At 62.0% G+C, this 22,460-nt stretch carries 20 protein-coding genes and 1 pseudogene; 8 read left to right on the forward strand and 13 right to left on the reverse strand.

Annotation, left to right across the window (positions count from 1 at the left end):
* Positions 1–25: 25 nt before the first annotated feature.
* Both BM132_RS00145 and BM132_RS00150 read right to left on the reverse strand, forming a co-directional pair.
* On the reverse strand, positions 26–919 hold the full coding sequence (locus BM132_RS00145) for a PA4780 family RIO1-like protein kinase (RefSeq protein WP_047227411.1): 894 nt from the start codon (positions 917–919) through the stop codon (positions 26–28).
* A 226-nt stretch (positions 920–1,145) separates the two neighbouring features.
* Entirely contained in the window at positions 1,146–1,937 is a 792-nt protein-coding gene (locus BM132_RS00150) for an AraC family transcriptional regulator (protein ID WP_092452156.1), read from the reverse strand.
* 79 nt (positions 1,938–2,016) lie between these two features.
* Here BM132_RS00150 and BM132_RS00155 point away from each other — a divergent pair, with 79 nt between their 5' ends.
* Entirely contained in the window at positions 2,017–3,045 is a 1,029-nt protein-coding gene (locus BM132_RS00155) for a bile acid:sodium symporter family protein (RefSeq protein WP_092395929.1), read from the forward strand.
* Here the strand turns inward: BM132_RS00155 and BM132_RS00160 are convergent.
* Positions 3,032–4,309 carry an acetyl-CoA C-acetyltransferase gene (locus BM132_RS00160; RefSeq protein ID WP_092452159.1) on the reverse strand — a complete coding sequence of 426 codons (1,278 nt, stop codon included), beginning with the start codon at positions 4,307–4,309 and terminating at the stop codon, positions 3,032–3,034. The two genes, BM132_RS00155 and BM132_RS00160, sit on opposite strands and share 14 nt — an antisense overlap.
* 145 nt (positions 4,310–4,454) lie before the next feature.
* On the opposite strand from BM132_RS00160, the gene BM132_RS00165 reads away from it, so the two are divergent.
* Together BM132_RS00165 and BM132_RS00170 are read left to right on the forward strand one after the other, a co-directional pair.
* On the forward strand, positions 4,455–5,807 hold the full coding sequence (locus tag BM132_RS00165; protein WP_092452162.1) for a 3-oxoacyl-ACP reductase: 1,353 nt from the start codon (positions 4,455–4,457) through the stop codon (positions 5,805–5,807).
* A 2-nt stretch (positions 5,808–5,809) separates the two neighbouring features.
* Positions 5,810–6,664 carry a MaoC family dehydratase gene (locus BM132_RS00170; protein WP_092452165.1) on the forward strand — a complete coding sequence of 285 codons (855 nt, stop codon included), beginning with the start codon at positions 5,810–5,812 and terminating at the stop codon, positions 6,662–6,664.
* 159 nt (positions 6,665–6,823) lie between these two features.
* Here the strand turns inward: BM132_RS00170 and BM132_RS00175 are convergent, their stop codons facing one another.
* The 4 genes from BM132_RS00175 to BM132_RS00190 are packed head-to-tail and all read right to left on the reverse strand — an operon-like array spanning position 6,824 to position 9,096.
* Entirely contained in the window at positions 6,824–7,381 is a 558-nt protein-coding gene (locus BM132_RS00175; protein WP_092395921.1) for a DUF4136 domain-containing protein, read from the reverse strand.
* A gap of 20 nt (positions 7,382–7,401) precedes the next feature.
* A complete protein-coding gene (locus tag BM132_RS00180) occupies positions 7,402–8,019 on the reverse strand; it encodes a DUF4136 domain-containing protein (RefSeq protein ID WP_092452168.1) in 618 nt (205 codons plus the stop codon).
* Between the two features lie 25 nt (positions 8,020–8,044).
* Positions 8,045–8,794 carry a methyltransferase gene (locus BM132_RS00185; protein WP_092452170.1) on the reverse strand — a complete coding sequence of 250 codons (750 nt, stop codon included), beginning with the start codon at positions 8,792–8,794 and terminating at the stop codon, positions 8,045–8,047.
* Complete coding sequence (locus BM132_RS00190) at positions 8,791–9,096, reverse strand: MazG-like family protein (protein ID WP_092452174.1); 306 nt, start codon at positions 9,094–9,096, stop codon at positions 8,791–8,793. Before BM132_RS00190 ends, BM132_RS00185 begins: the two co-directional genes overlap by 4 nt.
* Before the next feature lie 164 nt (positions 9,097–9,260).
* On the opposite strand from BM132_RS00190, the gene BM132_RS00195 reads away from it, so the two are divergent.
* Both BM132_RS00195 and BM132_RS00200 read left to right on the forward strand, forming a co-directional pair.
* The gene (locus BM132_RS00195) at positions 9,261–9,554 is read left to right on the forward strand and encodes a hypothetical protein (protein ID WP_025211633.1); all 294 of its coding nucleotides are present in this window, start codon (positions 9,261–9,263) and stop codon (positions 9,552–9,554) included.
* A gap of 180 nt (positions 9,555–9,734) precedes the next feature.
* Entirely contained in the window at positions 9,735–11,084 is a 1,350-nt protein-coding gene (locus BM132_RS00200; protein ID WP_092452177.1) for an MATE family efflux transporter, read from the forward strand.
* A gap of 5 nt (positions 11,085–11,089) precedes the next feature.
* Here the strand turns inward: BM132_RS00200 and BM132_RS00205 are convergent, their stop codons facing one another.
* From BM132_RS00205 to BM132_RS00230, 6 genes are all read right to left on the reverse strand, one after another.
* Complete coding sequence (locus tag BM132_RS00205) at positions 11,090–11,887, reverse strand: DUF4123 domain-containing protein (RefSeq protein ID WP_092452180.1); 798 nt, start codon at positions 11,885–11,887, stop codon at positions 11,090–11,092.
* On the reverse strand, positions 11,884–13,200 hold the full coding sequence (locus tag BM132_RS00210) for a contractile injection system protein, VgrG/Pvc8 family (RefSeq protein ID WP_092452182.1): 1,317 nt from the start codon (positions 13,198–13,200) through the stop codon (positions 11,884–11,886). Before BM132_RS00210 ends, BM132_RS00205 begins: the two co-directional genes overlap by 4 nt.
* Positions 13,201–13,434: 234 nt before the next feature.
* Positions 13,435–15,348, reverse strand: coding sequence for an arginine decarboxylase (gene speA, locus BM132_RS00215; protein WP_047227397.1), 1,914 nt, complete (start codon positions 15,346–15,348; stop codon positions 13,435–13,437).
* Between the two features lie 224 nt (positions 15,349–15,572).
* Positions 15,573–15,944: a translation initiation factor Sui1 gene (locus BM132_RS00220; RefSeq protein WP_092395907.1), complete on the reverse strand. Its 372-nt coding sequence runs from the start codon at positions 15,942–15,944 to the stop codon at positions 15,573–15,575.
* Between the two features lie 171 nt (positions 15,945–16,115).
* Positions 16,116–16,673: an NUDIX hydrolase gene (locus BM132_RS00225; protein WP_092452185.1), complete on the reverse strand. Its 558-nt coding sequence runs from the start codon at positions 16,671–16,673 to the stop codon at positions 16,116–16,118.
* A 3-nt stretch (positions 16,674–16,676) separates the two neighbouring features.
* A complete protein-coding gene (locus BM132_RS00230; RefSeq protein ID WP_092452188.1) occupies positions 16,677–17,744 on the reverse strand; it encodes a DUF2333 family protein in 1,068 nt (355 codons plus the stop codon).
* Positions 17,745–18,029: 285 nt separating this feature from the next.
* Between BM132_RS00230 and BM132_RS00235 the strand changes: the two genes are divergently transcribed.
* The 3 genes and pseudogenes from BM132_RS00235 to aroQ all read left to right on the forward strand — a co-directional run bounded on the left by BM132_RS00235 (position 18,030) and on the right by aroQ (position 22,427).
* Positions 18,030–19,700, forward strand: a complete 1,671-nt coding sequence (locus BM132_RS00235) for a GGDEF domain-containing response regulator (RefSeq protein WP_092452191.1) — start codon at positions 18,030–18,032, stop codon at positions 19,698–19,700.
* A gap of 1,492 nt (positions 19,701–21,192) precedes the next feature.
* Positions 21,193–21,699, forward strand: a pseudogene (locus tag BM132_RS28820) (methyl-accepting chemotaxis protein); the annotation flags it as partial.
* A gap of 275 nt (positions 21,700–21,974) precedes the next feature.
* Positions 21,975–22,427, forward strand: a complete 453-nt coding sequence (gene aroQ / locus BM132_RS00245) for a type II 3-dehydroquinate dehydratase (protein WP_018605716.1) — start codon at positions 21,975–21,977, stop codon at positions 22,425–22,427.
* Positions 22,428–22,460: the final 33 nt, after the last annotated feature.

Below are 22,460 nucleotides of genomic sequence, written 5' to 3' on the forward strand. Positions count from 1 at the left end.
CTGGGCCGGGTTTCTGGTCAAGCGGTCACTGCATCCAGGGCGGAGGCGGTTCTTCGGTTTTGCCGGGGGGAGCGTCGTCAGCGGCGCGGACAGCCTGGCGGCGTTCCTCGTCCAGGCGGGCAGCCTCGATTTCACGCATGATCCCGCCGACATCCGCCAGCTCTTCCGGCTCGTCGAACTCGCCGGTCAGCACGCTGGCCGGGTGCAAGGTGCCGGCTTCATACAACGCCCACATTTCCTTGGCGTACCGGGTGCGCTTGAGCTCCGGGGCAAACCGGCCGAAGTAGGACGCCATGTTGCCCACATCCCGCTCCAGCATGCTGAAGGCGTGATTGTTGCCAGCGGCGTCCACCGCCTGCGGCAGATCGATGATCACCGGGCCCGTCGGCGTCAGCAGCACGTTGAACTCCGACAGGTCACCGTGCACCAGACCGGTACACAGCATCAACACGATCTGGGAGATCAGGAACGCGTGATACTCACGGGCCTGATCCGGCTCCAGTACCACATCGTTCAGACGCGGTGCCGCATCGCCGTACTCGTCGGCCACCAGCTCCATCAGCAGCACACCTTCGAGGAAGTCGTACGGCTTGGGCACTCGCACGCCCGCGCCGGCCAACCGGAACAGCGCCGCCACTTCGGCATTCTGCCAGGCGTCTTCGGTTTCCTTGCGCCCGAACTTGGAGCCCTTGGCCATGGCACGGGCCTGGCGGCTGTTACGCACCTTGCGGCCTTCCTGGTATTCGGCCGCCTGACGAAAACTTCGCTTGTTCGCCTCCTTGTAGACTTTGGCGCAACGTAGCTCGTTGCCGCAGCGCACCACATAAACAGCTGCTTCTTTACCACTCATGAGTGGGCGCAGCACCTCGTCGACCAGACCGTCCTCGATCAGGGGTTCAATGCGTTTTGGAGTCTTCATCAGCTTTTATTGTGGGTCCTTTATTACCGAACACGCGAATGACAGTCGTTATACGGCAATCCTCCCTCCACGGGGAGGGGTTGCCGACTTATGAACCCTTCGATGCACACAATGTGCCGGATTAAATCGACCGAGCCGAATCATAGCCGAGACAGCGCATAGCGTTGGCAATTGAATGCAAAGGCATTTGCGACAAGAGCTGACAGCCACGCCCAGTGCACCTGATTCAATGTTTAAACAACTCCCCCGGGGTCAATCCAAACATCCCCTTGAACGCCACTATGAAAGCGGACGTGGAATCGTAGCCACAGGACAACGCCGCGCCGGTCACGCTATCGCCTTTTTCCAACGCCCCCAGGGACGACAACAACCGAGTGCGCTGGCGCCAGGCGCGAAAGCTCAGGCCGGTTTCGCGCTGGAACAGACGCATCAGGGTTTTTTCCGAGGTGCCCAGGCGCTCGGCCCACACTTGCAAAGTCACGTTCTGGTCGGGCTGTTCGATCAATTCATTGCACAACGCCAGCAGACGCACATGGCGGGGCAGCGGCAGGGAAAAACCCACCTCCGGCAGCGTTGCCAACTGGTCCAGCAACACTTGCACCAGTCGCGCTTGCTGGGTATCGCCCTGGGCGTAATCGGCCGGCAGCTGACAAAAAGCCTTGATCAGCTCCCGAGCCAGCGGCGTGACCTCCAGCACCCGGCAGCGCTCATCGGCCCACGGGCAGGCGTCGCGATGGACATAAAGGCTGCGCATTTCCGCCCGGGTGGAGGTCACCACATGATGCTCCAGGTCGGCAGGAATCCAGATGGCCCATTGTGGCGGGGCGAAAAAACTGCCTTCAGCGGTGTGCACACCCAGCACGCCACTGATGGCGTAGGAAAACTGCACCCAATCATGACGATGGGCCTGGGTCCACGAACCGGCGCTCAAGCTTTCGACACGGGCATAAAGCGGCCTGGGCAATTCCGTCAGGTCGGGAATGCGTCTTTCGAGTTGTTGGTGTCCGTTAGTCGGCATGGATTGGCCTTATGTCGCAAGACGGCTGCAAGTGCCGACGTTAGGCTAAGTCGACCTTTCTTACAACTTGCGGTGCCGTATGCACATTTTCAGACACCTCAAACGCCTGGTAACCGACTGGTTCCTGTGCGGCATGCTGCTTGCCACGTTGCTGGCGTATCTGTTTCCCAGCTTTGGCGCCACGGGTGGCGCCATGCATGCCGAGTGGGTGGTCAATATCGGCATCTTTGTCGTGTTCTTCCTGCACGGGATAAACCTGTCCGGCGAGCAGATCCGCCACGGTCTGAAAAACATCCGGCTGCACTTGATGGTGCAGGTTTTTACCTTCGGCGTGTTTCCCCTGATCTGGCTGGTCAGTGATTTGCTTCTGGGCCGCCATGTACCGTCACTGCTGATGCTGGGGTTCTTTTACCTGTGTGTCCTGCCTTCGACCATTTCGTCCTCGGTGGCCCTGACCGGCAGCGCCGGCGGCAACGTACCGGCGGCGATTCTCAACGCGAGCCTGTCCAGCGTGCTGGGTATTTTCCTGACGCCACTGCTGGTCAGTTTCGTGGTCGGCAGCGGCGCCGGGGGCATCGACCTGGGTGCGACTTTGCTCGACCTTTGCCTGATGTTGCTACTGCCGCTGGTGCTCGGACAGTTACTGCGGCGCTGGCTGGGCGGTTTTTTCGCACGGTACAAACGCTACACCAGCATCATCGACAAACTGGTGATCCTGCTGCTGGTCTACGCGGCGTTCTGCAATTCGATGGTGTCCGGGATCTGGCAACAACAAGGCAACGCTGTACTGCTCAGTGCATTGCTTGGCAGTGCCGTGTTGCTGGCAATCATTTTGTGGATGACCACCCGCACCGCCCGGGCCCTGCGGTTCAGCAACGCCGATGAGATTGCTGCGGTGTTCTGCGCCAGCAAGAAATCCCTGGCGGCCGGGGTGCCGATGGCCGCATTGATTTTCGGCAACAACCCCGGCCTGGGGCTGATCCTGTTGCCGATCATGATTTATCACCCGTTGCAACTGATCGTCTGTTCGATCCTGGCCGAACGTTACGCCAACCGCCAGCGGGAACTGATCCATCAACAACGCGAGGCGACCCTCAACGCTCGATGATTGCCGTTACACCCTGGCCACCGGCCGCGCAGATGGAAATCAGACCGCGGCCCCGCCCCGCCACGTCCAGCAACTTGGCGAGGTTGGCGACGATTCGTCCACCCGTGGCGGCAAATGGGTGCCCGGCGGCCAGGGAGCTGCCCTTCACGTTCAGCCGACTGCGGTCTATGCTGCCCAACGGAGCGTCGAGGCCCAGGCGCGTCTTGCAATAATCCGGGTCTTCCCAGGCTTTGAGCGTGCATAACACCTGGGCGGCAAATGCTTCGTGGATCTCGTAGTAGTCAAAGTCCTGCAACGTCAGGCCGTTGCGCGCCAGTAACCGAGGCACGGCGTAGACCGGCGCCATCAGCAACCCTTCTGCTCCGTTGACGAAATCCACCGCTGCCGTTTCGCCGTCGCGCACATATGCCAGGATCGGCAGCCCCCGGGACTTGGCCCACGCTTCGCTGCCCAACAACACCAGTGAGGCACCATCGGTCAATGGCGTGGAATTGCCCGCCGTCATCGTGCCCTTGGCGCTTTTTTCGAAGGCCGGCTTGAGGGCGGTGAGTTTTTCCAGGGTCAGGTCCGGGCGCAGGTTGTTGTCCCGTGTCAGGCCGAGAAAGGGCGTCATCAAGTCGTTCTGCCAGCCTTCGGCGTAGGACGCGGCCATTTTCTGATGACTTTCCAGGGCCAGTTGGTCCTGCTGCTCCCTGGGAATCTGCCAGGTCTGAGCCATCAGTTCGCAGTGCTGCCCCATGGACAGGCCGGTTCGTGGCTCGCCATTGCGCGGCAGTTCGGGAACGAGGTGCTGGGGACGCAGTTGCAGGAAGGTCTTGATTTTCTCAGCGGTGGTTTTGGCGCGATTGGCTTGCAGCAGGATCCGGCGCAGTCCTTCGTTGACGCCAATCGGCGCATCCGAGGTGGTGTCTACGCCGCCGGCAATGGCACTGTCGATCTGCCCGAGGGCAATCTTGTTGGCCGTCAACAGCACAGTTTCCAACCCCGTGCCGCAAGCCTGTTGCAGGTCGTAGGCCGGGGTGGTGGGTGACAGCCGCGAGCCGAGTACGCATTCGCGGGTCAGGTTCAGATCCCGGGAAAGCTTGAGCACCGCACCGGCGGCCACCTCACCGATGTGCAGGCCATGCAGGTTGTAGCGCTCGATCAGCCCCTCGAGCGCGGCAGTCAGCATCGCCTGGTTGCTGGCGGTGGCATAGGCCCCGTTGGAGCGGGCGAAGGGGATGCGGTTGCCACCAATGATCGCGACGCGGCGTAGCTGTGTCATGAAGAACTCCCTGTGTATGTCCGGATGCGCCAATGGGCCTGCGGGAACCCGGCTCCCGCACAAGCTTAGGCTTTATCTGGCCGATCGAACGACTGATTGCCAATCATGGTCCACACTTTGAACCTCATCAGCCGGAGTGTGTTCCATGTCAGACCGTTATATCGACTTCGCCAATTCGCCCCTGGGCCTGCGTCTGGTCGGTGCGCTGGGCCTGCCATCGCCGGCCCGCCTGGAGCGCTGGCAGGCCGGGCGGCTGCGGCCGATCGAAGGTGCGTTGCTGTTGGGCGGCGGACCGTTGACCGAACAGATCGGCGCATTTGCCAAGCGCCTGACCGACGCGATCTTCATCTACGGGGGCGAACCGACACTGGCCACCGAATGGATCCCCGGTCACGGTCCGAAAATCAAGGCGGTGGTGTACGACGCCAGCCATCTGGCGCAAGCCGATCAGCTCAAGCAACTGCGCGAGTTTTTCCAACCCCTGCTGAAGAACCTCGACCACAACGCCCATGTCGTCATCCTCGGCCGCGCCCCGGAGAGTCTCGCCGATCCGTTTGCTGCCAGCACGCAGCGGGCCTTGGAGGGCTTCAGCCGTTCCCTGGCCAAAGAGTTGCGTCATGGCGGGACGCTGCAATTGCTGTATGTGGGTGACGGCGCCGAGACCCAACTGGAAGGTGCGCTGCGGTTTTTCCTGTCGCCCAAGAGCGCCTACGTTTCCGGGCAGGTCATTCGTCTCAACCCTTGCGACACTCAGGTCCAGGATTGGACCCGCCCGCTCACAGGCCTCAAGGCTCTGGTCACCGGCGCGGCCCGCGGGATCGGCGCCTCCATTGCCGAAACCCTGTCCCGCGATGGCGCCGACGTGATCCTGCTGGACGTTCCGCAGGCCAAGGCCGATCTCGAAGCCCTGGCTGCGCGCCTTAGCGGGCGCAGCGTGACGCTGGACATCTGTGCTGACGATGCCGCCACACAGTTGACTGAACTGTTGCCCGACGGCGTCGACATCGTGGTGCACAACGCTGGCATCACCCGGGACAAGACGCTCGCCAACATGACCCCGGAATTCTGGGACGCGGTGCTGGCGGTCAACCTCAACGCGCCGCAGGTGCTGACCAAGGCCCTGCTCGACAGTGGCACCCTGCGGGACAATGGCCGAGTGATTCTGCTGGCGTCCATCAGCGGCATCGCCGGCAATCGCGGCCAGACCAATTACGCGGCGAGCAAGGCCGGGCTGATCGGTCTGGCCCAGGCTTGGGCGCCGGTCCTGCAACCTCGGGGGATCAGTATCAATGCCGTGGCCCCGGGTTTCATTGAAACCCGCATGACCGCCGACATCCCTTTTGCCCTGCGCGAAGCGGGGCGGCGCATGAGTTCCCTGGGCCAGGGCGGCCTGCCCCAGGACGTCGCCGAAGCCGTGGCCTGGCTCGCCCAGCCGGGTACGGGCGCCGTTACCGGCCAGACGCTGCGGGTGTGCGGGCAAAGTCTTCTGGGAGCATGACCATGACGATCCAATGGCATGAAGTAAACGCCGCACCCGGTATGTCCGAGCTGTACGTGAAAGCCGCGACACGGCGCAAGGTCACTGGAAAAACCTTGCCGCAGGACGGATTGCGCCAAGTGATACAGGTCGATCCGCAACGCCTGGCGGCTTATCGCAAGGTCTGCGGTTTTGCCGAAAACGGACTGCTGCCGCCGACCTACCCCCACGTACTGGCGTTTGCCCTGCAGATGCAGTTGCTCACCGCCCGGGACTTTCCGTTCCCGTTGCTGGGGCTGGTCCACTTGAGCAATCGCATCCGCGTACTGCGGCCCATGGGCGGGGTCAGCCAAGTACAGACCCGCGTCAACGTGCAAAATCTGCAAGCTCACCCCAAGGGCGCGGTGTTCGACCTGGTGACTCGCATTGATGATCAATTGGGGCCGTTGTGGGAGGCCGAGAGCCAGATGCTCTGCAAGGGCGTCCAGCTTGACGGCGCGTTGGTGGAAGAGCCGCTGCAAGAGTTCCAGGCACTGACTGAAGTGGCGCACTGGACCGCGCCGGCTGACATTGGCCGGCAATACGCCAAGGTGTCCGGTGATTACAACCCGATCCACCTGAGCGGCCTCAGCGCCCGGCTGTTCGGCTTCCCAACCGCCATCGCCCACGGCCTGTGGAACAAGGCCAGGACCCTGGCGGCGCTGGACGAACACTTGCCCGATGCCAACGTCGAGATTGATGTCACCTTCAAGAAACCGGTGCGCCTGCCCAGCGAAGTGACACTGCTGGCGAGTGCGGCGGGGTCCAGCGGGGATTTGCGATTGATCGGAGCCGGGGAACTGGAGCATATGGTGGGGAGCTGGCGGCCGGCGGGCTGAGGACCAGCATCTTTGTTGAATGTGATGTCGCCATCGCGAGCAGGCTCGCTCCCACCTTGGTTCTCGGGTGTTCATGGGCTCTGCGTGCGGCACAAATCCCCGTGGGAGCGAGCCTGCTCGCGATAGCGGTGGGTCAGCTTGCATCGATGCTGAATCCGCCTACCGCGGCGGATAGTTCGCCAGGATCCGCGCAACCGTCTCACGCACTGCGGTGCTGCGATCCGTAGGATTGGGCGAGTTGCTGAGCATTCGTTCATCACTGCCCCGCCACACCAGCTTGCCGTCCTTGCCATCGAGCAGATCGATCTGCACCGTGGCGACCTTGTAGCTGACGTTGCGGGTTTCGTTGTACATCGGCCCGCCCCAATAGCCATTCCACGGGCTGCCCCAACCTCCGCCGTAGTTGGTCGTGATCTGTTGCTGGCGATCCTCGACGATCAGGTAAGCCTGGACCATCACATCCCCACGCCCGCCCGCCTGGGCCGGGCGCAGACCGCGCTGGTCGAGCTGATCGGCAACCGCCTGACGGATCCGCTGTTCGGTCAGGTCGCTCTTGATGCGCGGATCATCGGGGCGATATTGCAGCGCCGGCTCTTTCCAGCTCCAACTGCGATACGCCGAGAAATCCCGGCTGGTGTCAAAGTCGTGGTTGACCGGGTTACCCGCACAGGCACTGAGCAACAGGGTAAAAGCCAGTAGAGCGAGACGGCGACACATGGTTTTTCTCCGTTGCGTAATCAACTTGGAGGATAAGCCGACAGGGCTTTTTCCACCGCTTCGCGAATGGCATCGGTGCGCGCGCTCTGACTGCCGCGCTGGCTGGTCTCGGCGCTGGCGCTCCACACCGGCTGACCATCACGGGCATCGAACAGGTCCACTCGTACCACCACGACCTGCTCCCGATAAGTGCGCACCACCGGCACCGAGTGATACATGCCATAGCCGGGGCCGTAACGGTCATAACGGTTGTAGCCGCCGTAGTAACCGGAATCATAGTCGTCCCGAACCTGACGCACGCGCGTTTCCAGGCGCAGGTCGGCACTGACGAACAGGTCGGCCGGGCGGTTGTCATGCAATGGACGCAGGCCGCGTTGATCCAGGGCGTTGCTCACCGCTTCAGCCACCTGGGCCGAGTCCGCCCAAGCGGTGCCCGGTGGCAGTCGCCCGTTGAGCCAGGCCCAACTGCGATAGCGTCCGTAGTCACGGGGTGGCGCGGGGTAAGCGCTGCGGTCAAACACCGTGGCGGCCTGCGGCGGCGCCGGAGGCAGCGGGTTAGACGTGGCGACATACGGGTTGCTGCCCTGGCAGGCAGCCAGTCCCAGGCACAACACCAACAACCCTGAACGACCTTTCATTTCGCGCTCCGATTGCTCTTTCAGATCAGAGGGGACGGCAGACCCAGTGCAGGTAACGCCCCAACCCGGCAAACGCCGGATGGCGGCGGTGAGCCAGCTCCATCTCCAGCAACTGCACCAGCTCCACGCGGCCCTGGAACTCCACCGGCATGTAGTCATGGAAAACCCGCACGCCACTTTGAGTTTCGACCTGCCACAAGCCTTCAAGTTGCGCCGCCAGTTCCCGCGGATCAAGGGGTTGTTGCGGGGTCAGGCTCTGTTTTTCACCGGCCATGTCATTTTTGCGCAACTTGCGAAAATGTCCCTTGAGCAGGTTGCGATAAACCAGCGCGTCGCGGTTGTAGAACGCCAGGGACAACCAGCCGCCCGGGGCCGTGAGCTGATGCAGCACCGGCAGGATCGCATGGGGTTCGGCCAGCCATTCCAGCACCGCGTGGCACAGCACCAGGTCGTAAGGCTCAGTGAGCTGGTCGGGCAGCGCCTGCCACGGCGCCTGGATGAACGTGGCGCTCTGACCGGCATCGGCGAACCGCTGACGGGCACCTTCGAGCATGGGCTCGGCTGGCTCGGCCAGGGTCACCTGATGGCCGCGTTCGGCCAGCCACAACGACATGTGGCCCAGGCCAGCGCCGATGTCCAACACACGCAACGGACGCTCAGGCAAGGCTTCAAGCAGATCGGCCTGCAGCACCGCCAGACGGATCGCACCTTTGGCCCCACCGTAGATTTTTTCGGCAAAACGCGTGGCGAGCTGATCGAAATGACGGTCGCTCATTGGCCGAACCGCCGCTCGCTGTCAGCCAGTTTGCTGCGCACCACGGCCTCCATATCCAACCCCAGTTCGCTGCACAGCAGCAACAGGTACAACACGATGTCACCGACTTCCTGCCCAGCGTGGGCCAGTTTGTCCACCGGCAACTGGCGCGACTGGTCCTCGCTCAACCACTGGAAAATCTCCACCAGTTCGGCCATTTCCACACTGGCAGCCATGGCGAGGTTTTTCGGGCTGTGAAATTGCCGCCAATCGTTACGGTCACGAATGGCATGCAGGCGTTCGGTCAGTTCAACAAGGTTCATCGGGGTCTCCTGAATGCGCATAGCTTCGGGGGGATGACGAGGGAAGGCAAGCGTCTCGGTACGAAGCGGCGTTTTGCCCCATAATCGAACGATCTTGGCCTTGCGCCGCTCTTACAACCAGAAGCCCAAGGCTCGATTCCGATCTCTCTCATCAGGACGTACACATGCAGGTAGAAAGCTTTTTCGAATGGCTCGGCCAGGCGCTCGGTTCGGTGATCCGGTTTATCGTCGACCTGCTCAGCGGCCTGTTCAACACCCTGGCCAATGCCGGCGGCAACTTTGTCGATGGACTGTCGCGCACACTGGGCATGGACGCCTCGATCATCAGCATCCTTGCGCTGATCCTCGGGCTGATGCTGCTGTACTCGGCGATTCGCGCCTTTATGCGGGCGTCGATCGTCATGGGGATTATCTGGTTGGTGCTGGGGTTGTGGCTGTTGAGCTGGATCATTCACTAGCACCAAGATCGCTCCCCATCATAGAGCCCGCGCCAGACGCGGCACTCTGTGGCGAGGGAGCAGGATGATCATGGCATTGCACTCAGCGATCCACTGGTTTTCTGCTGATAAGCGTGCCCCCCTTTCTGCGTGGGAATGCTGCGATAACCCGCTACAATCGCGCTCCGTCAAGGAGCCCTCATGTCCAACCTGATCACCGACTGGCGCGACCGCCTTACCCACCGTCGGGTATGGGCGCTGGCCGCGCCGATGATTCTCTCGAACATTTCCGTGCCGCTGGTGGCGCTGGTGGACAGCACCGTCATCGGCCACTTGCCCCATGCTCATCAGTTAGGCGCGGTGGCGGTCGGGGCGAGCTTGTATACGGTGCTGGCCTGGGCCATGGGTTTCTTGCGCATGGGCTCCACCGGGTTCGCCGCCCAGGCCGCCGGGCGTGGTGATGGCGCGGCGTTGCGCCAGGTGCTGCTGCAAGGTCTGCTGCTGGCGATAGGGTTGGCGCTGGTGCTGGCTGTGGTCGGCGTGCCGTTGAGTGGTGTGGCGTTGCATTTCATGCAGCCATCCGCCGAGCTTGAGCAGTTGACCCGGGATTTTTTCCACACCCGACTGTTTGGCTTGCCAGCGGCGCTGGCCAGTTATGCGCTGGTGGGCTGGTTTCTCGGCGCTCAGAATGCCCGGGCGCCGTTGGCGATTCTGTTGGTGACCAACCTGGTGAACATCGCCCTGAACCTGTGGTTTGTGATCGGCCTGGACTGGGGTGTGACCGGTTCGGCCCGGGCGTCGGTGATTGCCGAGTGGACCGGCGCCCTGGTCGGCCTGATCCTGGCGCGCAACACGCTGCGGGCCTGGCCGGGGCAGATCGCCTGGGCGGCCCTGGGGGTGTGGCAAAGCTGGCGTCCGTTGCTGGCGGTGAACCGGGACATTTTCATTCGCAGCCTGGCGCTGCAAGCCGTGTTCTTCCTGATCACGGTGCAAGGCGCGCGTCTGGGGGATGCGACCGTGGCAGCCAACGCGCTGCTGCTCAATGGTCTGCTGCTGACAGCCCACGCCCTGGACGGTCTGGCCCATGCCGTCGAAGCGCTGTGCGGTCACGCCATCGGCGCCCGCGACCGCCTGGCCCTGCGCCGCTCTCTGGTAGTGGCCTGCGGATGGTCATTGATTGCCAGCGTGGGGTTTGCCTTACTGTTTCTGCTCGCCGGCCACTTGTTCATCGATATGCAGACCAATATCCCCGACGTGCGCGACACCGCTTACCGCTACCTGCCGTACCTGGCGGCGCTGCCGTTGATTGCGGTCTGGAGTTATTTGCTCGATGGCCTGTTCATCGGCGCCACGCGTGCCAGGGAAATGCGCAACGGCATGCTGTTGACCCTGTTGCTGGTGTTGCCGTTTGCCTGGGTACTGCAAACGCTCGGCAACCACGGGCTGTGGATGACTTTCCTGCTGTTCATGGCCTTGCGCAGCCTGACTCTGGGTGCTTTCGCGTGGCGCATGCAACAGCGCGATAGCTGGTTCGGTGCAGGCGCCCATTAACCTTTTCAACCTTGATTGTCCTGCCACAGCCGCCGCAGGTGATCCAGGCGTTCGCGCTGCGAACCGCCTTTGAGCCCCGGCACGGGTCGGGCATTGGGGTATTGCAGGCGCAGCCATAACCAGTCGTCGAGTACCGGTCGTTCGGTAAACCCCAGGGTCAGCCCTTGCTGCAGGTCGTCCCAGAGCAGGCGGAAATCCCGCCCGGTAGAGCAAGACCACTGCCAGACGTGGCGTTCCAACAGACATCGCTGCAACTGACTCTGCTGCCAGTGGCTGAGACTGTGTTCGTTTTCCAGTGCCGGTACTGCCAGCCCCGGATTGGAGAGTTGCTGCCAGCCCTGGCTGCCGAGGGTCCTGTCGCCCCAGGTCCCGCCGAACCAGCGCACCAGGCTGATCGGCCCCAGCCAGCAACTGAGTTCCAGAGGATCGCAACCGTCGAAGAAATAGCTGGCCGTGTGCGGGTTGTAATAGTTCAGCAAGGCCTTGTGATGCAGGCCCAACGTCACCGTCAACATGCGCCGCAGATGCGCCAGTAATTGCGCATCTGACGCTCGGCTGACCAACAACAGCCCTGGCCAGGAGCCGGCATCCAGGTGACACAGGCTGGCCAGTGCCGGCGATTGCTGCAGATCCACCAGCAACGGACCATGCTCCCTCAGCTCGTGCAATTCGGTGCCTTCGAACAAGGCAAAGCGCCGGATCTCTGCGAACTGCTCCTGCAAACGCTGCGCGGCGCCCGGCGCACCTGGTACGTCGAGCAGCAGCCATTGCGGCGCTGATTCAGACATGGCGGCAGCACTCATGGAGCAGCGCCCGCGCCGAGCTGCGTGAGCATGCGGCAGGTACACAACGGCTGGCTACAGGGGTTGAAGCTGCCGCCTCCGGGCAACAGACACAACAGCACCAACGGCTCGGCGCTCTGGATCGCCGCCAACAGAAGCGGGTCGATGCCAGACGCCTCATGGACTGGTCGGGAGGTTTCACTCAGAAGCGACTCATCCCCTTCTTCCCGAGATGCCGGCGCGTCGAGCAATGCGCTGATCAATGGACGATCCGGGTCGCCCTCGATAAAACTCACCAGCACCTCGGTGCCCTTGCCAATGGCGTGCCCCCAAGCGGCCAGCTCAGGGGCCAACGGCAGCCAGCAATGACTGGGACTGGCGCCCTCCCCCTGATAGACCCAGTCGAACTGCACCGCCACTCGCCCCGCCACCTGCATCTGCGGCTCATCGACCGTGACCACCCAGCCGCGCTGCCGACTCGGCATGCGAGGTTTTGCCGCGACCCCGGTCGCCACGAACGGCCATCCCGCAGGAATGGCGCGAAAATGGTTGCCATATACGCCGGCCTGCGCGCGATGCTCGACTTTCGTCAACAGCCAGAGCTGGTTCCAGACTTCGACAGGATGCCCTGCCAGCGACAGCGTCCGGCCGCAATGCAGCCCCAACAGATCGCTGCGGCCCAGCGCTACCTGCTCCCCCGAAACATCGCTTTGGACACGCCAGTTGCGCACCGCCGGAGCCGTTCCCTCGCGCCTGTAAAGCGTCTCGCCATCGGGTAGGGAATCGCCCGTGCTGTCAGCAAAAACCAGGCAATGCCCATCCCGAGCCTGCTCGAAATGGAAGTAAATGCCCACCTCGGCGCACACACGCTGGAGAAATTGCAGATCTGACTCCCGATACTGGGTACAGAAATCGCGCAGCGGATAATCACCACTCAAAGCCAGGTACACCTGGCGTCCGGCAATGCCGTGGGCCTTGAGCACCTGGCGGATGATTTGCGGCACAGAACGGGCACTGAACACCCGTTGGCTGAATCGTTGCGCCAGGCACGCCAGCTTCGGCCCGATGCGTACCCGGCAACCAGCGCCCTGACGATGCTGGACAAGCTCGTGAATCTGCCCATGGATGCCCCGCCCCCCAGCGCCGAAACTCAACCAGACGCTGCGGTAGAGCAACCCGGCAAGGTCCAGGGGCGTATCGCCGATCAACAGCTCCACATCAAAGACAAAGGGTTCGCTGATGGCTTCGCTGCCCGTGAAGGCCACGACAACAAAGGACTCGGGCAGACCGGCTATCTCCAGACGAAATGACGGCTCGCTGGCTGGATCGGACATCGGCGTTTCTCTACAGGAGGGGCGGCTGAGGATTCTCGCTGAGAGCCATGGCCGAGTAGAGAGCCCAAATACAAGTTAGGAAAGGGACTACACGAAATGAGGACACCACCGGCTAAATGCACCCGTGTGCGGAAATAACAGCGGCACAAATAAAAACGCCCTCCGGGACTATCCGAAAAAACCCGCAGCACACGGTGTATTTTCTGACAGTCCCGGAGGGCGTTCAGGCCCCCATCAGGAAGACAGGTAGGACGACCGCGTCAGCCCCAGGCGCAGGGCATCCAGGAACTGGGTGCGCTCGGCGGCACTGATACGGGCGCTCGCGCACTTGTCGCGGTAGTGGGTCATCAACTCCTCCGGCGACAAGTGCACGTAGCGCAGCATGTCTTCGATGGTGTCGTGGGTTTCGATACCGGCGTGGTACACGCTGCCGTCGGCATTCTGGTAGATGTTCACCGAGTCAGTGTCACCGAACAGGTTGTGCATGTCGCCAAGGATTTCCTGGTAGGCACCCACCAGGAAGATGCCCAACAGGTAATCTTCGCCCGGATTGAGGGAATGCACCGGCAGGCTGGTTTCGATGCTCTGCTCGTCGACGTACTGCTTGATCTTGCCGTCGGAGTCGCAGGTCAGGTCTTGCAGCACGGCGCGGCGCAACGGTTCTTCATCGAGGCGATGCAGCGGCAGGATCGGCAGCACCTGACCGATGGCCCAGGTGTCCGGCAGGCTCTGGAACACCGAGAAGTTGCAGATGTACTTGTCGGCGAGCTTGTCGTTGAGTTCATCCAGCACTTGGCGATGGGAACGCTGGCGGGCCTTCAACGAGTTATGCAGGCGACGGCACACGGCGAAGTAGCACTGCTCGGCCAGGGCTTTTTCGGCCAGGGTCAGCTTGCCGTCGGCGTACTGGGCGGCCACGTCACTCATGTAGTGGGTGGCGCGCCAGTAGGTTTCGGTGACCATCTCGATATCGGTCGGGCCCAGCAGGTCAACCAGCCATTGCACGGTCTCCGGCAGGCTTTCCTTGTTTTCGATCACCGGCACGTCGTCGTGGTGTTTCTCGACGTCGGTCACCTGCACCACCAGCATCGCGTGGTGGGCAGTCAGGGAGCGACCACTTTCCGAGAAGATGTGCGGATGCGGCAGGCTCTGGGCATCGCAGAACTCCTTGAGCATGCCAACCACGACACCGGCGTAATCGTCCATGTCGTAGTTGATCGAACTGGCATTGCGCGAGTGCGTACCGTCGTAGTCCACGCCCAGGCCACCGCCCACATCGATGTGATCCACCGGCAGGCCGAGGTTGCGCAGCTCACCGTAGTAGCGGATCGCTTCCTTGAAGCCATGCTGGTAGTCCGCCAGGTTGGCGATCTGCGAACCCATGTGGAAGTGCAGCAAGCGAATGCCCTGATCCAGCCCGGCGGCACGGAAGCGCTCGACCACCGACAGCAGTTGCGCGGCAGACAAGCCGAACTTGGACTTTTCGCCACCGGTATCGGCCCACTTGCTCGACGCCAGGGACGATAGGCGCACCCGCAGGCCGACCTGTGGCTTGACCTTGAGCGACGCGGCTTCTTCGATCACCAGGCCGACTTCGGATTCTTTCTCGATCACGATGAAGACGTTATGGCCCAGTTTCTGGCCCATCAGCGCCAGGCGAATGAATTCACGGTCCTTGTAACCGTTGCAAACGATAGTCCCGCCCTTGGGCGCCAGGGCCAGCACCGCCAGCAGCTCGGGCTTGGAGCCGGCCTCAAGACCGATGGAAACGTTCTGGGTGGCGATGATGTTCTCGATCACCGCTTCCTGCTGGTTGACCTTGATCGGATAGAGCGCGGTGTACTGGCTCTGGTATTCCAGGCGCGCGATGTTGCTGTCGAACGCACCGGTGAGCTGGCGCACGCGGTCTTGCAGGATGTCGGGGAAGCGCACCAGCAAAGGCAGCGACAAGCCGCTCTGGCGCAACTGGTCGACTTGCTCGAACAGGTCGATGGGCGAACTGCCTGGACCGTTCGGACGGACTTCGACGCGACCGGCGTCATTGATCGCGAAATACCCGGCCCCCCAATGGCGGATCCCGTAAACACTGCGGCTGTCCGCAACTGTCCATTGGCTGCCATCGTCTTTGCGTGTGCGTCGTACGGACATCGAAGTCCCCTATAAAGAAGTCAAAATGCACCATCCGGTAGGAGGCTGGAGCAGTCTAGAGAATGGAAATGACGATTTGCCTGTAAGCAAGGTAGACCCTGCTCCCAGCGCTGAGTTTAGAAACCCGTTCAGAACAGGCTCTGTGAAAACCATGTGGGACGACTTCGAACCGTGCTTTGTAGAAGGGGTTCGAATCAAACCGAGGGTGGTTTTCACAGAGGCTGCTAGCCGCCGGACTTTTTCGCCTTGAAGCCGTGTCTGGTCAGTTCCGCCAGCAGCAGCTCGACGTGATCGCCCTGGATCTCGATGATGCCGTCTTTCAAAGCACCACCGGTGCCACAGCGTTTCTTCAACGTAGTGGCCAGTTCCTTGAGCGCGTCCTCGGCCAATGGCACGCCAGTGATCGTGGTCACCGTCTTGCCGCCACGGCCTTTGCTTTCACGGCGCACGCGAGCGATACCGTCACCGGCAGCAATGGTGCTCTGTTTGCAGATGCAGGCATCCACCGGCTGGCGGCAATCAGGGCAATGACGACCGGCGTCGGTAGAAAATACCAGGCCGCCCAAGGCGGCGAAGGATGCGGCTTTTTTGGCCACCGGCAATCCTCTTGGGAGGACAAAGACTGGCCGGGCAAAAGTAAGTGCCCCGACCGCGAAGCCCCACTCAGGCAGGGGCAGCGCTACTGGATCGCAGACAGCGATTCAGCTTGAAAAGTCGCGCAGTGTAACGGCAAAAAGCCGACTTGCTAAGGGCCAATCGGCGCCAATTTAGCGCTTCTTTGCGACATCCTCGCCATGGGCTCGCAAATAGCGCTCAAGTGCCGCCAGAGAGTCCGGGCAGTAAGGCTTGTGCAGGATTTCATCGAGCACCTGGTTGACCGGCAGGAAACGCGCCTCGAGCACTTCTTCAGGTTGCAGGATCAGCGGCCCGTCCCACACGGCCGAGAACGCCGAGCACCACAGGCGACTGCCGCTGTCTTCGAAATAAAAATGGTCATGGGCCGTCAGTTCGACACCGCTCACGCCCAACTCCTCCGCCAGCTCTCGAGCCGCCGACTCGGCGTAGGTCTCGTTGGCCTGCACCATGCCGCCGGCCGCCACGTCCCAGAAGCCCGGATAGATCGCCTTGCTCAAGGTCCGCCGATGAACGCACAACTCACCGGCCGAATTGAACAGCATGATGTAGGAGCCGCGCCCGATCAGACCGCGCTCACGCAGGTCCGAACGCACCAGGCTGCCCAGCAGGTTGTCGTCTTTATCGACCCAAGCGATAAGCTCGGCATCCGAGGCCACTCGATGAGCGACCTCCCGCGGGCTTTCTTCCATCTCTCAGCCCTGGTTCAGCAATTGCCGCAAGTCGATCACCGCCGCGTTGGCGCGGGAAATGTAGTTGGCCATCACCAGCGAGTGGTTCGCCAATACACCGAAGCCGCTACCGTTGAGGATCATCGGACTCCAGACCGGCTCCTGGGAGGCTTCGAGTTCACGAATGATCTGCCGTACGCTGACCGTGGCGTTTTTCTTGGCCAGCACATCGGCGAAATCCACTTCGATGGCACGCAGCAAATGCGACAGCGCCCAGGCCTGGCCGCGAGCTTCGTAGAACACGTTGTCGATCTGCATCCACGGGGTTTCGACCACCTCCTCGTCCACTTGCGGTACCTGGCCCGGCGCCGGGACTTCGGTTTTCAGTGAGGTGTTGAGCTTGACCCGGCCCACGCTGGCCGACAAGCGCTGGGACAGCGAACCCAAACGAGTGCCGACATCGCCCAGCCAGTTGTTCAGGTTATCGGCGCGAGCATAGAACAGCGCGCTTTTCTGGTTCGGGTCAGACAGGCGCGCCTGATAGCGGCTCAGCAGAGCGATACCTTCCTGATATTCCGACTCGCTGGAAGGCAGCACCCAGCTGCGGTTATCGAAGTTGAAACGCGGTTCAGCCTTGGCCAGGTCGGCGTCCTCAGCGGACTGGGACTGGGATCGGGCGAAGTCCTTGCGCAGTGCGCGGCTCAGGTCGCGAACCTGCACCAGCACGCCATACTCCCAGCTCGGCATGTTGTCCATCCACAGGCCCGGCGGGAAACGGTCGTTGGAAATATAGCCGCCTGGCTTGGTCAACAGAGTCTCGGCCACGGTCTTGAGGGTCTCGACGGTGGTGTAGCCGAGCACCATTTGCCTGCCATTCTTCTCGGCGGCCGCCTGGGCGTTTTGCTGCACGGGAAACAGGTCGGGCTCCTGGCTCCAGTACCAGCCGACGGCAATGGTCACCAGCAGGTACAGGCCGACCAGCGTGGCCAGCGCCCGGCTGAAAAAAAGCCCACCCAGGTAGCTGCGGGTGGCCGATTTCGGCTCGGCGGCACGTTCAGGCGCGCTGCCCGCGCGGTTTTTCCAGTCCAGCATGGCGATGTCCCTTCAATCACTTGAGTTCACGGTTCGACCACAACCCTACGCCATCGTGCCTGATTTGAAACGCGATAATGCGGCGCAAATCATGCCGACCACGACAGGGCAATCGAACGGTAACTATAAAGGAAGCGCTGCCACCAGCCTACGAGACTGACCGGTCATAAACTGAATACCCTCTCAAGACAGAATATTGACGTATGACACTCATGCCAATGAAAAGAGGTGCTAGCATAGAGCCACCAGTCGATCTCAGCATGCACCCTAACTAGTAGTCAGGATATGACCGAGCCAGAAGACCCCAGCCGTGAGCGCCTCAAGCACCACTTTGCCCAGCGGGTAATTCACCAGGCTCGCCAGATCCTGGAGATTTGGCAGCGCCTGCAACGCAGTGAATGGTCAGGCGTCGACCTGTCGGAGCTCAGCGAAGCCAACCTGCGCCTGCTGCGCTTTGCCGAGCGCTTCGAGCAACCGGAGCATTGCCAGCTTGCCCAGGGCATCAGTCAATCGCTGCAAGCGGTGGAAGCCAATCGTGGACGGCTGAGCAGCCACCTGATCACTGAAATCAATCGACTGATGCAGCGCCTGTCCCGCACCGGCCTGCGCCATGGCGATCAGCTCGAACAGACCTTCCTGCCGCCACTGCGCAAACCCATCTACGTGATGCTCCAGGACCATGACCGCGCCGAGCGGCTGGCCAAGCAGTTGGAGTTCTTTGGTCTGAGCGCCCAGGCGCTCGACAGCGTGGCGGCGTTCCGGGCCTCGATGGTCGAGCGCCTGCCGGCCGCGATAGTCATGGACGTGGACTTCAGCGGCCCCGGCATCGGCCTGAAACTGGCCGCCGAAGCCCAGGAAGGTCTGGAGCAGCCATTACCGCTATTGTTCTTCAGCCTGCTGGAAACCGACACGCCGACACGCCTGGCGGCGGTGCGCGCCGGCGGGCAGGAGTTTCTCACCGGCACTCTGGAAGCCTCGAGCCTGCTGGAAAAGATCGAAGTGCTGACCTGTGTTGCCCAGTATGAACCCTACAAAGTGCTGATCATCGATGACTCCCGTGCCCAGGCCCTGCACACCGAGCGCCTGCTCAACAGCGCCGGTATCGTCACCCGCACGCTGATCGAACCGATCCAGGCCATGGCCGAGCTGGCGGATTTCCAGCCTGATCTGATCATCCTCGACATGTACATGCCTGCCTGCACCGGCACGGAGCTGGCTAAGGTGATCCGCCACAATGACCGCTATGTCAGCGTGCCGATCATTTACCTGTCCGCCGAAGACGACCTGGACAAACAGCTAGACGCCATGAGTGAAGGCGGCGACGACTTCCTGACCAAACCGATCAAACCCCGGCACCTGATCACCACCGTGCGCAACCGCGCGGCCCGGGCGCGGAACCTCAAGGCGCGGATGGTCCGCGACAGCCTCACCGGTCTTTACAACCACACCCACATCCTGCAACTGCTCGAAGACTGCTGCTTCCGCGCTCGCCGCGAGGGCAAGCCGTTGAGCTTTGCCATGCTGGACATCGACCATTTCAAGCGGGTCAACGACAGCCACGGCCACCCCATGGGCGACCGGGTGATCAAGAGCCTGGCGCTGTTTCTCAAGCAGCGGTTGCGCAAGACCGACTTCATCGGCCGCTACGGCGGTGAAGAATTCGCCATCGTCATGCCAGACACGGATATCGATGCGGCCTACAAGGTACTGGATGAAATCCGCCAGCGTTTTGCCGAAATTCACTACCCGGCGCAACCCCAGGACCTGTGGTGCACCTTCAGCGCCGGCGTGGTGCAGATGAGCGATGAGTCCGACAGCCTGATGATGGCCAGCCAGGCGGACGAAGCGCTGTACCGCGCCAAGCACGCAGGGCGCAATCGGGTACAAAGCGCACGACAATCAAAGCAAAGTGCCACCTTTTCATCGGAATCCACCGATTCAGTCATAAACCTGTAACCCAAACGCAATAACTTCAAGCACTTACGATTCTGCCCTTGGTAGACCCTTGATGCGCCTGAAGCTGCTGACCAATCTCAATACCCTTCTTTTAGTTGCCGTGTGCCTGGCCCTGGGTGCCACGCTATGGTGGTCGCAGATCGCTCTGGAGCGCCCCTACCTGCTTATGGAGCGCTACCTGGGCCTGTCGCGACAATTCCAGGGGGAGGTTGCACGCAACATCGAGGATTATCTGGCCAGCGGCGACGCCTTGCGCCTCAGCGCAGCCACCCAGGCACTTGAGACCCTGGAAAAAGAGCTCGATCAATTTCCCCCCGAACTGACCCAAGCCCTGAGTCCAAGCCTGTCGAACCTCGATGGCTTCAGTAAGACCGAGTTGTTGGCCGCCGGCAAACTGGCCGGCGATCCGCAGGCTTTGCTATTACAGGCCGAACGGGAATTGAGCGCGAGCCTGGACCAACTCGCCCAGTACGCCAATGGCGCCCCGGCTTATTTGCCCCCCTTGCTCACCGCATCCCAGCATCTGGGCCGGCTGTCCCTGGCACGGGACAAGCTGGTCAGCAGCGGACGCAGTGAATTGGCCGCCGATGTCGAACGGGAACTGGAGAGCATCCGTACCCAGGCCGAACACCTCGACAGCCTGCCATTGCTGGGTGTAACAGCCAGCAACGAATCCGGCGGCGATGATTTCGCTGCGCTGATGGGCTTGCAAACCGAGGAGAAAACCGTCGCCGAGGACGCCGGCATCGCCCTCAAACGCGAACTCAACAGCCTGGTCGGCCGTTACCCCGCAGAGCTGGGACGCACCCGCGAACTGATCCAGAAACGCACCGAACTGAGCAGCGCCACGCACTTGAAAATCGCCGATGTGCATCAGGCGATCGATGCCATGGAGCCCGCGGTACGAGCCCAGCATGGGCAAATCCAGGGAGAAGTCCGTTTGATCCAGGGTGTGATGATCGGCCTGATCCTGCTGATCGCCCTGCTCATCGACACCTTGCAACGGCGCCTGGCCCGAACCTTGACGCATCTGGCACCGGCCCTGTCGACCTGGGCCGAAGGGGATTTCAGCCGTGACGTCCATGTGGGCGCCAGCAACCGTGAATTGAAAGACATCGAAGCGTCGCTTAATCGCCTGCGCGCTTATCTGGTGGACCTGGTGGGCACCATTCGCCTGAATGCCGAGCAGGTCGCCGGCAGCAGCCGGGCACTGGCTGAACTGAGCGGCGAACTGCACAGCGGCGCCGAGCACCAGGCCGGTGACACGGCGCTGATCCGTGACTCCCTCAGCGAGCTGGAAGCGACCATTCAGCAGGTGGCGGGTGACGCCAGCCAGGCCGCCGACGCCAGCCGCAGCGCAGGGCATGCCGTGGAACAGGGCCAGAAGGTCATCGGCCTGAGCCTCACCGGCCTGCATGCGCTGGTGGGCGAGGTGCAAGGTAACGCACAAATGATCGAACAACTGGCCGAGGAATCGGCCACCATCGGCGGCGTGCTGACGGTGATTCGCTCGATTGCCGATCAAACCAACCTGCTGGCCCTCAACGCCGCCATCGAAGCCGCTCGCGCCGGGGAAATGGGCCGGGGCTTCGCGGTGGTAGCAGAAGAAGTCCGCTCCCTGGCCCAACGCACGGCAGGCGCCACTGCCGAGATCCAGACACTGATCGCCCGCTTGCAACTGGCCGCGCGCCAGTCGGTGGACGGCATGCGCGCTCAGGTCGAACACGCCGAAGCCACCGCCAACCAGGCACAAGCGGCCGACGGCGCACTGGATAAAATCGTCGGGGCCATCCAGACCATTTCCGAAACCGCAGTGCGCATCGCCGACGTCACCGCCCAACAAAGCGGCGCCGTCAGCGAAATCCGCGACCATAGCGAGCGGATTCACCAATTGGGCGGGGACAACCTGCTGCGCATCGGCCAAGGGCGGGAACAGGGCGACAATCTACTGGTGCTCGGGGGACGGTTGCACACCGCCGTGCAGGCGTTCCGGGTTTAAACCCCCAGCCCTCTGTGGGAGCGGGCTTGCTCGCGAAAGCGGTAGGTCTGCTTGCATCAATGTCGAATGTACCGCCGCCTTCGCGGGCAAGCCCGCTCCCACAGGGTTTAGCGCGGGCTCCTCAAGTGCGGTGACCGGATCAAGGAGCATGGTCACAAATTTCGCGCAAACATCGGTCATCGTGCTGGCTATTGCAGAGAACTGGACAGTCATAAAGGCTTTGCGGCATAGTCTCCGAGTTCTGACACCTGCTCACAGATAACAAGGAACAGCAGATGGCGACCCTATTGGTCCTGCACGGACCCAACCTGAACCTGCTGGGCACCCGCGAACCGGGCGTCTACGGGGCCGTGACCCTGGCCCAGATCAACCAGGACCTGGAACAGCGGGCCCGCAATGCCGGCCATCATCTGCTCTACCTGCAAAGCAACGCCGAATATGAATTGATCGACCGCATCCATGCCGCGCGTGGCGAAGGCGTGGACTTCATTTTGATCAATCCCGCTGCTTTTACGCACACAAGTGTCGCATTACGTGACGCGCTGCTGGCAGTGAGCATCCCATTCATCGAAGTGCATTTGTCCAACGTGCACAAACGCGAACCTTTCCGCCATCACTCCTACTTCTCCGATGTAGCGGTGGGAGTGATCTGCGGCCTTGGCGCCAGCGGTTACCGACTGGCCCTGGAGGCCGCCCTGGAACAGCTTGAAAAACAGGCAACAGCTTGAACAACAAGCGTTAAGCGCCCCTGACCGACCCTT

This window comes from Pseudomonas sp. NFACC45 (assembly GCF_900113505.1).
GTDB lineage: Bacteria > Pseudomonadota > Gammaproteobacteria > Pseudomonadales > Pseudomonadaceae > Aquipseudomonas > Aquipseudomonas tehranensis.

Bases quoted from the DNA above. Each gene is read 5' to 3' on its own strand.
- BM132_RS00145 (WP_047227411.1), bottom strand. From the start codon at position 919: ATGAAGACTCCAAAACGCATTGAACCCCTGATCGAGGACGGTCTGGTC.
- BM132_RS00150 (WP_092452156.1), bottom strand. From the start codon at position 1,937: ATGCCGACTAACGGACACCAACAACTCGAAAGACGCATTCCCGACCTG.
- BM132_RS00155 (WP_092395929.1), top strand. From the start codon at position 2,017: ATGCACATTTTCAGACACCTCAAACGCCTGGTAACCGACTGGTTCCTG.
- BM132_RS00160 (WP_092452159.1), bottom strand. From the start codon at position 4,309: ATGACACAGCTACGCCGCGTCGCGATCATTGGTGGCAACCGCATCCCC.
- BM132_RS00165 (WP_092452162.1), top strand. From the start codon at position 4,455: ATGTCAGACCGTTATATCGACTTCGCCAATTCGCCCCTGGGCCTGCGT.
- BM132_RS00170 (WP_092452165.1), top strand. From the start codon at position 5,810: ATGACGATCCAATGGCATGAAGTAAACGCCGCACCCGGTATGTCCGAG.
- BM132_RS00175 (WP_092395921.1), bottom strand. From the start codon at position 7,381: ATGTGTCGCCGTCTCGCTCTACTGGCTTTTACCCTGTTGCTCAGTGCC.
- BM132_RS00180 (WP_092452168.1), bottom strand. From the start codon at position 8,019: ATGAAAGGTCGTTCAGGGTTGTTGGTGTTGTGCCTGGGACTGGCTGCC.
- BM132_RS00185 (WP_092452170.1), bottom strand. From the start codon at position 8,794: ATGAGCGACCGTCATTTCGATCAGCTCGCCACGCGTTTTGCCGAAAAA.
- BM132_RS00190 (WP_092452174.1), bottom strand. From the start codon at position 9,096: ATGAACCTTGTTGAACTGACCGAACGCCTGCATGCCATTCGTGACCGT.
- BM132_RS00195 (WP_025211633.1), top strand. From the start codon at position 9,261: ATGCAGGTAGAAAGCTTTTTCGAATGGCTCGGCCAGGCGCTCGGTTCG.
- BM132_RS00200 (WP_092452177.1), top strand. From the start codon at position 9,735: ATGTCCAACCTGATCACCGACTGGCGCGACCGCCTTACCCACCGTCGG.
- BM132_RS00205 (WP_092452180.1), bottom strand. From the start codon at position 11,887: ATGAGTGCTGCCGCCATGTCTGAATCAGCGCCGCAATGGCTGCTGCTC.
- BM132_RS00210 (WP_092452182.1), bottom strand. From the start codon at position 13,200: ATGTCCGATCCAGCCAGCGAGCCGTCATTTCGTCTGGAGATAGCCGGT.
- speA (WP_047227397.1), bottom strand. From the start codon at position 15,348: ATGTCCGTACGACGCACACGCAAAGACGATGGCAGCCAATGGACAGTT.
- BM132_RS00225 (WP_092452185.1), bottom strand. From the start codon at position 16,673: ATGGAAGAAAGCCCGCGGGAGGTCGCTCATCGAGTGGCCTCGGATGCC.
- BM132_RS00230 (WP_092452188.1), bottom strand. From the start codon at position 17,744: ATGCTGGACTGGAAAAACCGCGCGGGCAGCGCGCCTGAACGTGCCGCC.
- BM132_RS00235 (WP_092452191.1), top strand. From the start codon at position 18,030: ATGACCGAGCCAGAAGACCCCAGCCGTGAGCGCCTCAAGCACCACTTT.
- aroQ (WP_018605716.1), top strand. From the start codon at position 21,975: ATGGCGACCCTATTGGTCCTGCACGGACCCAACCTGAACCTGCTGGGC.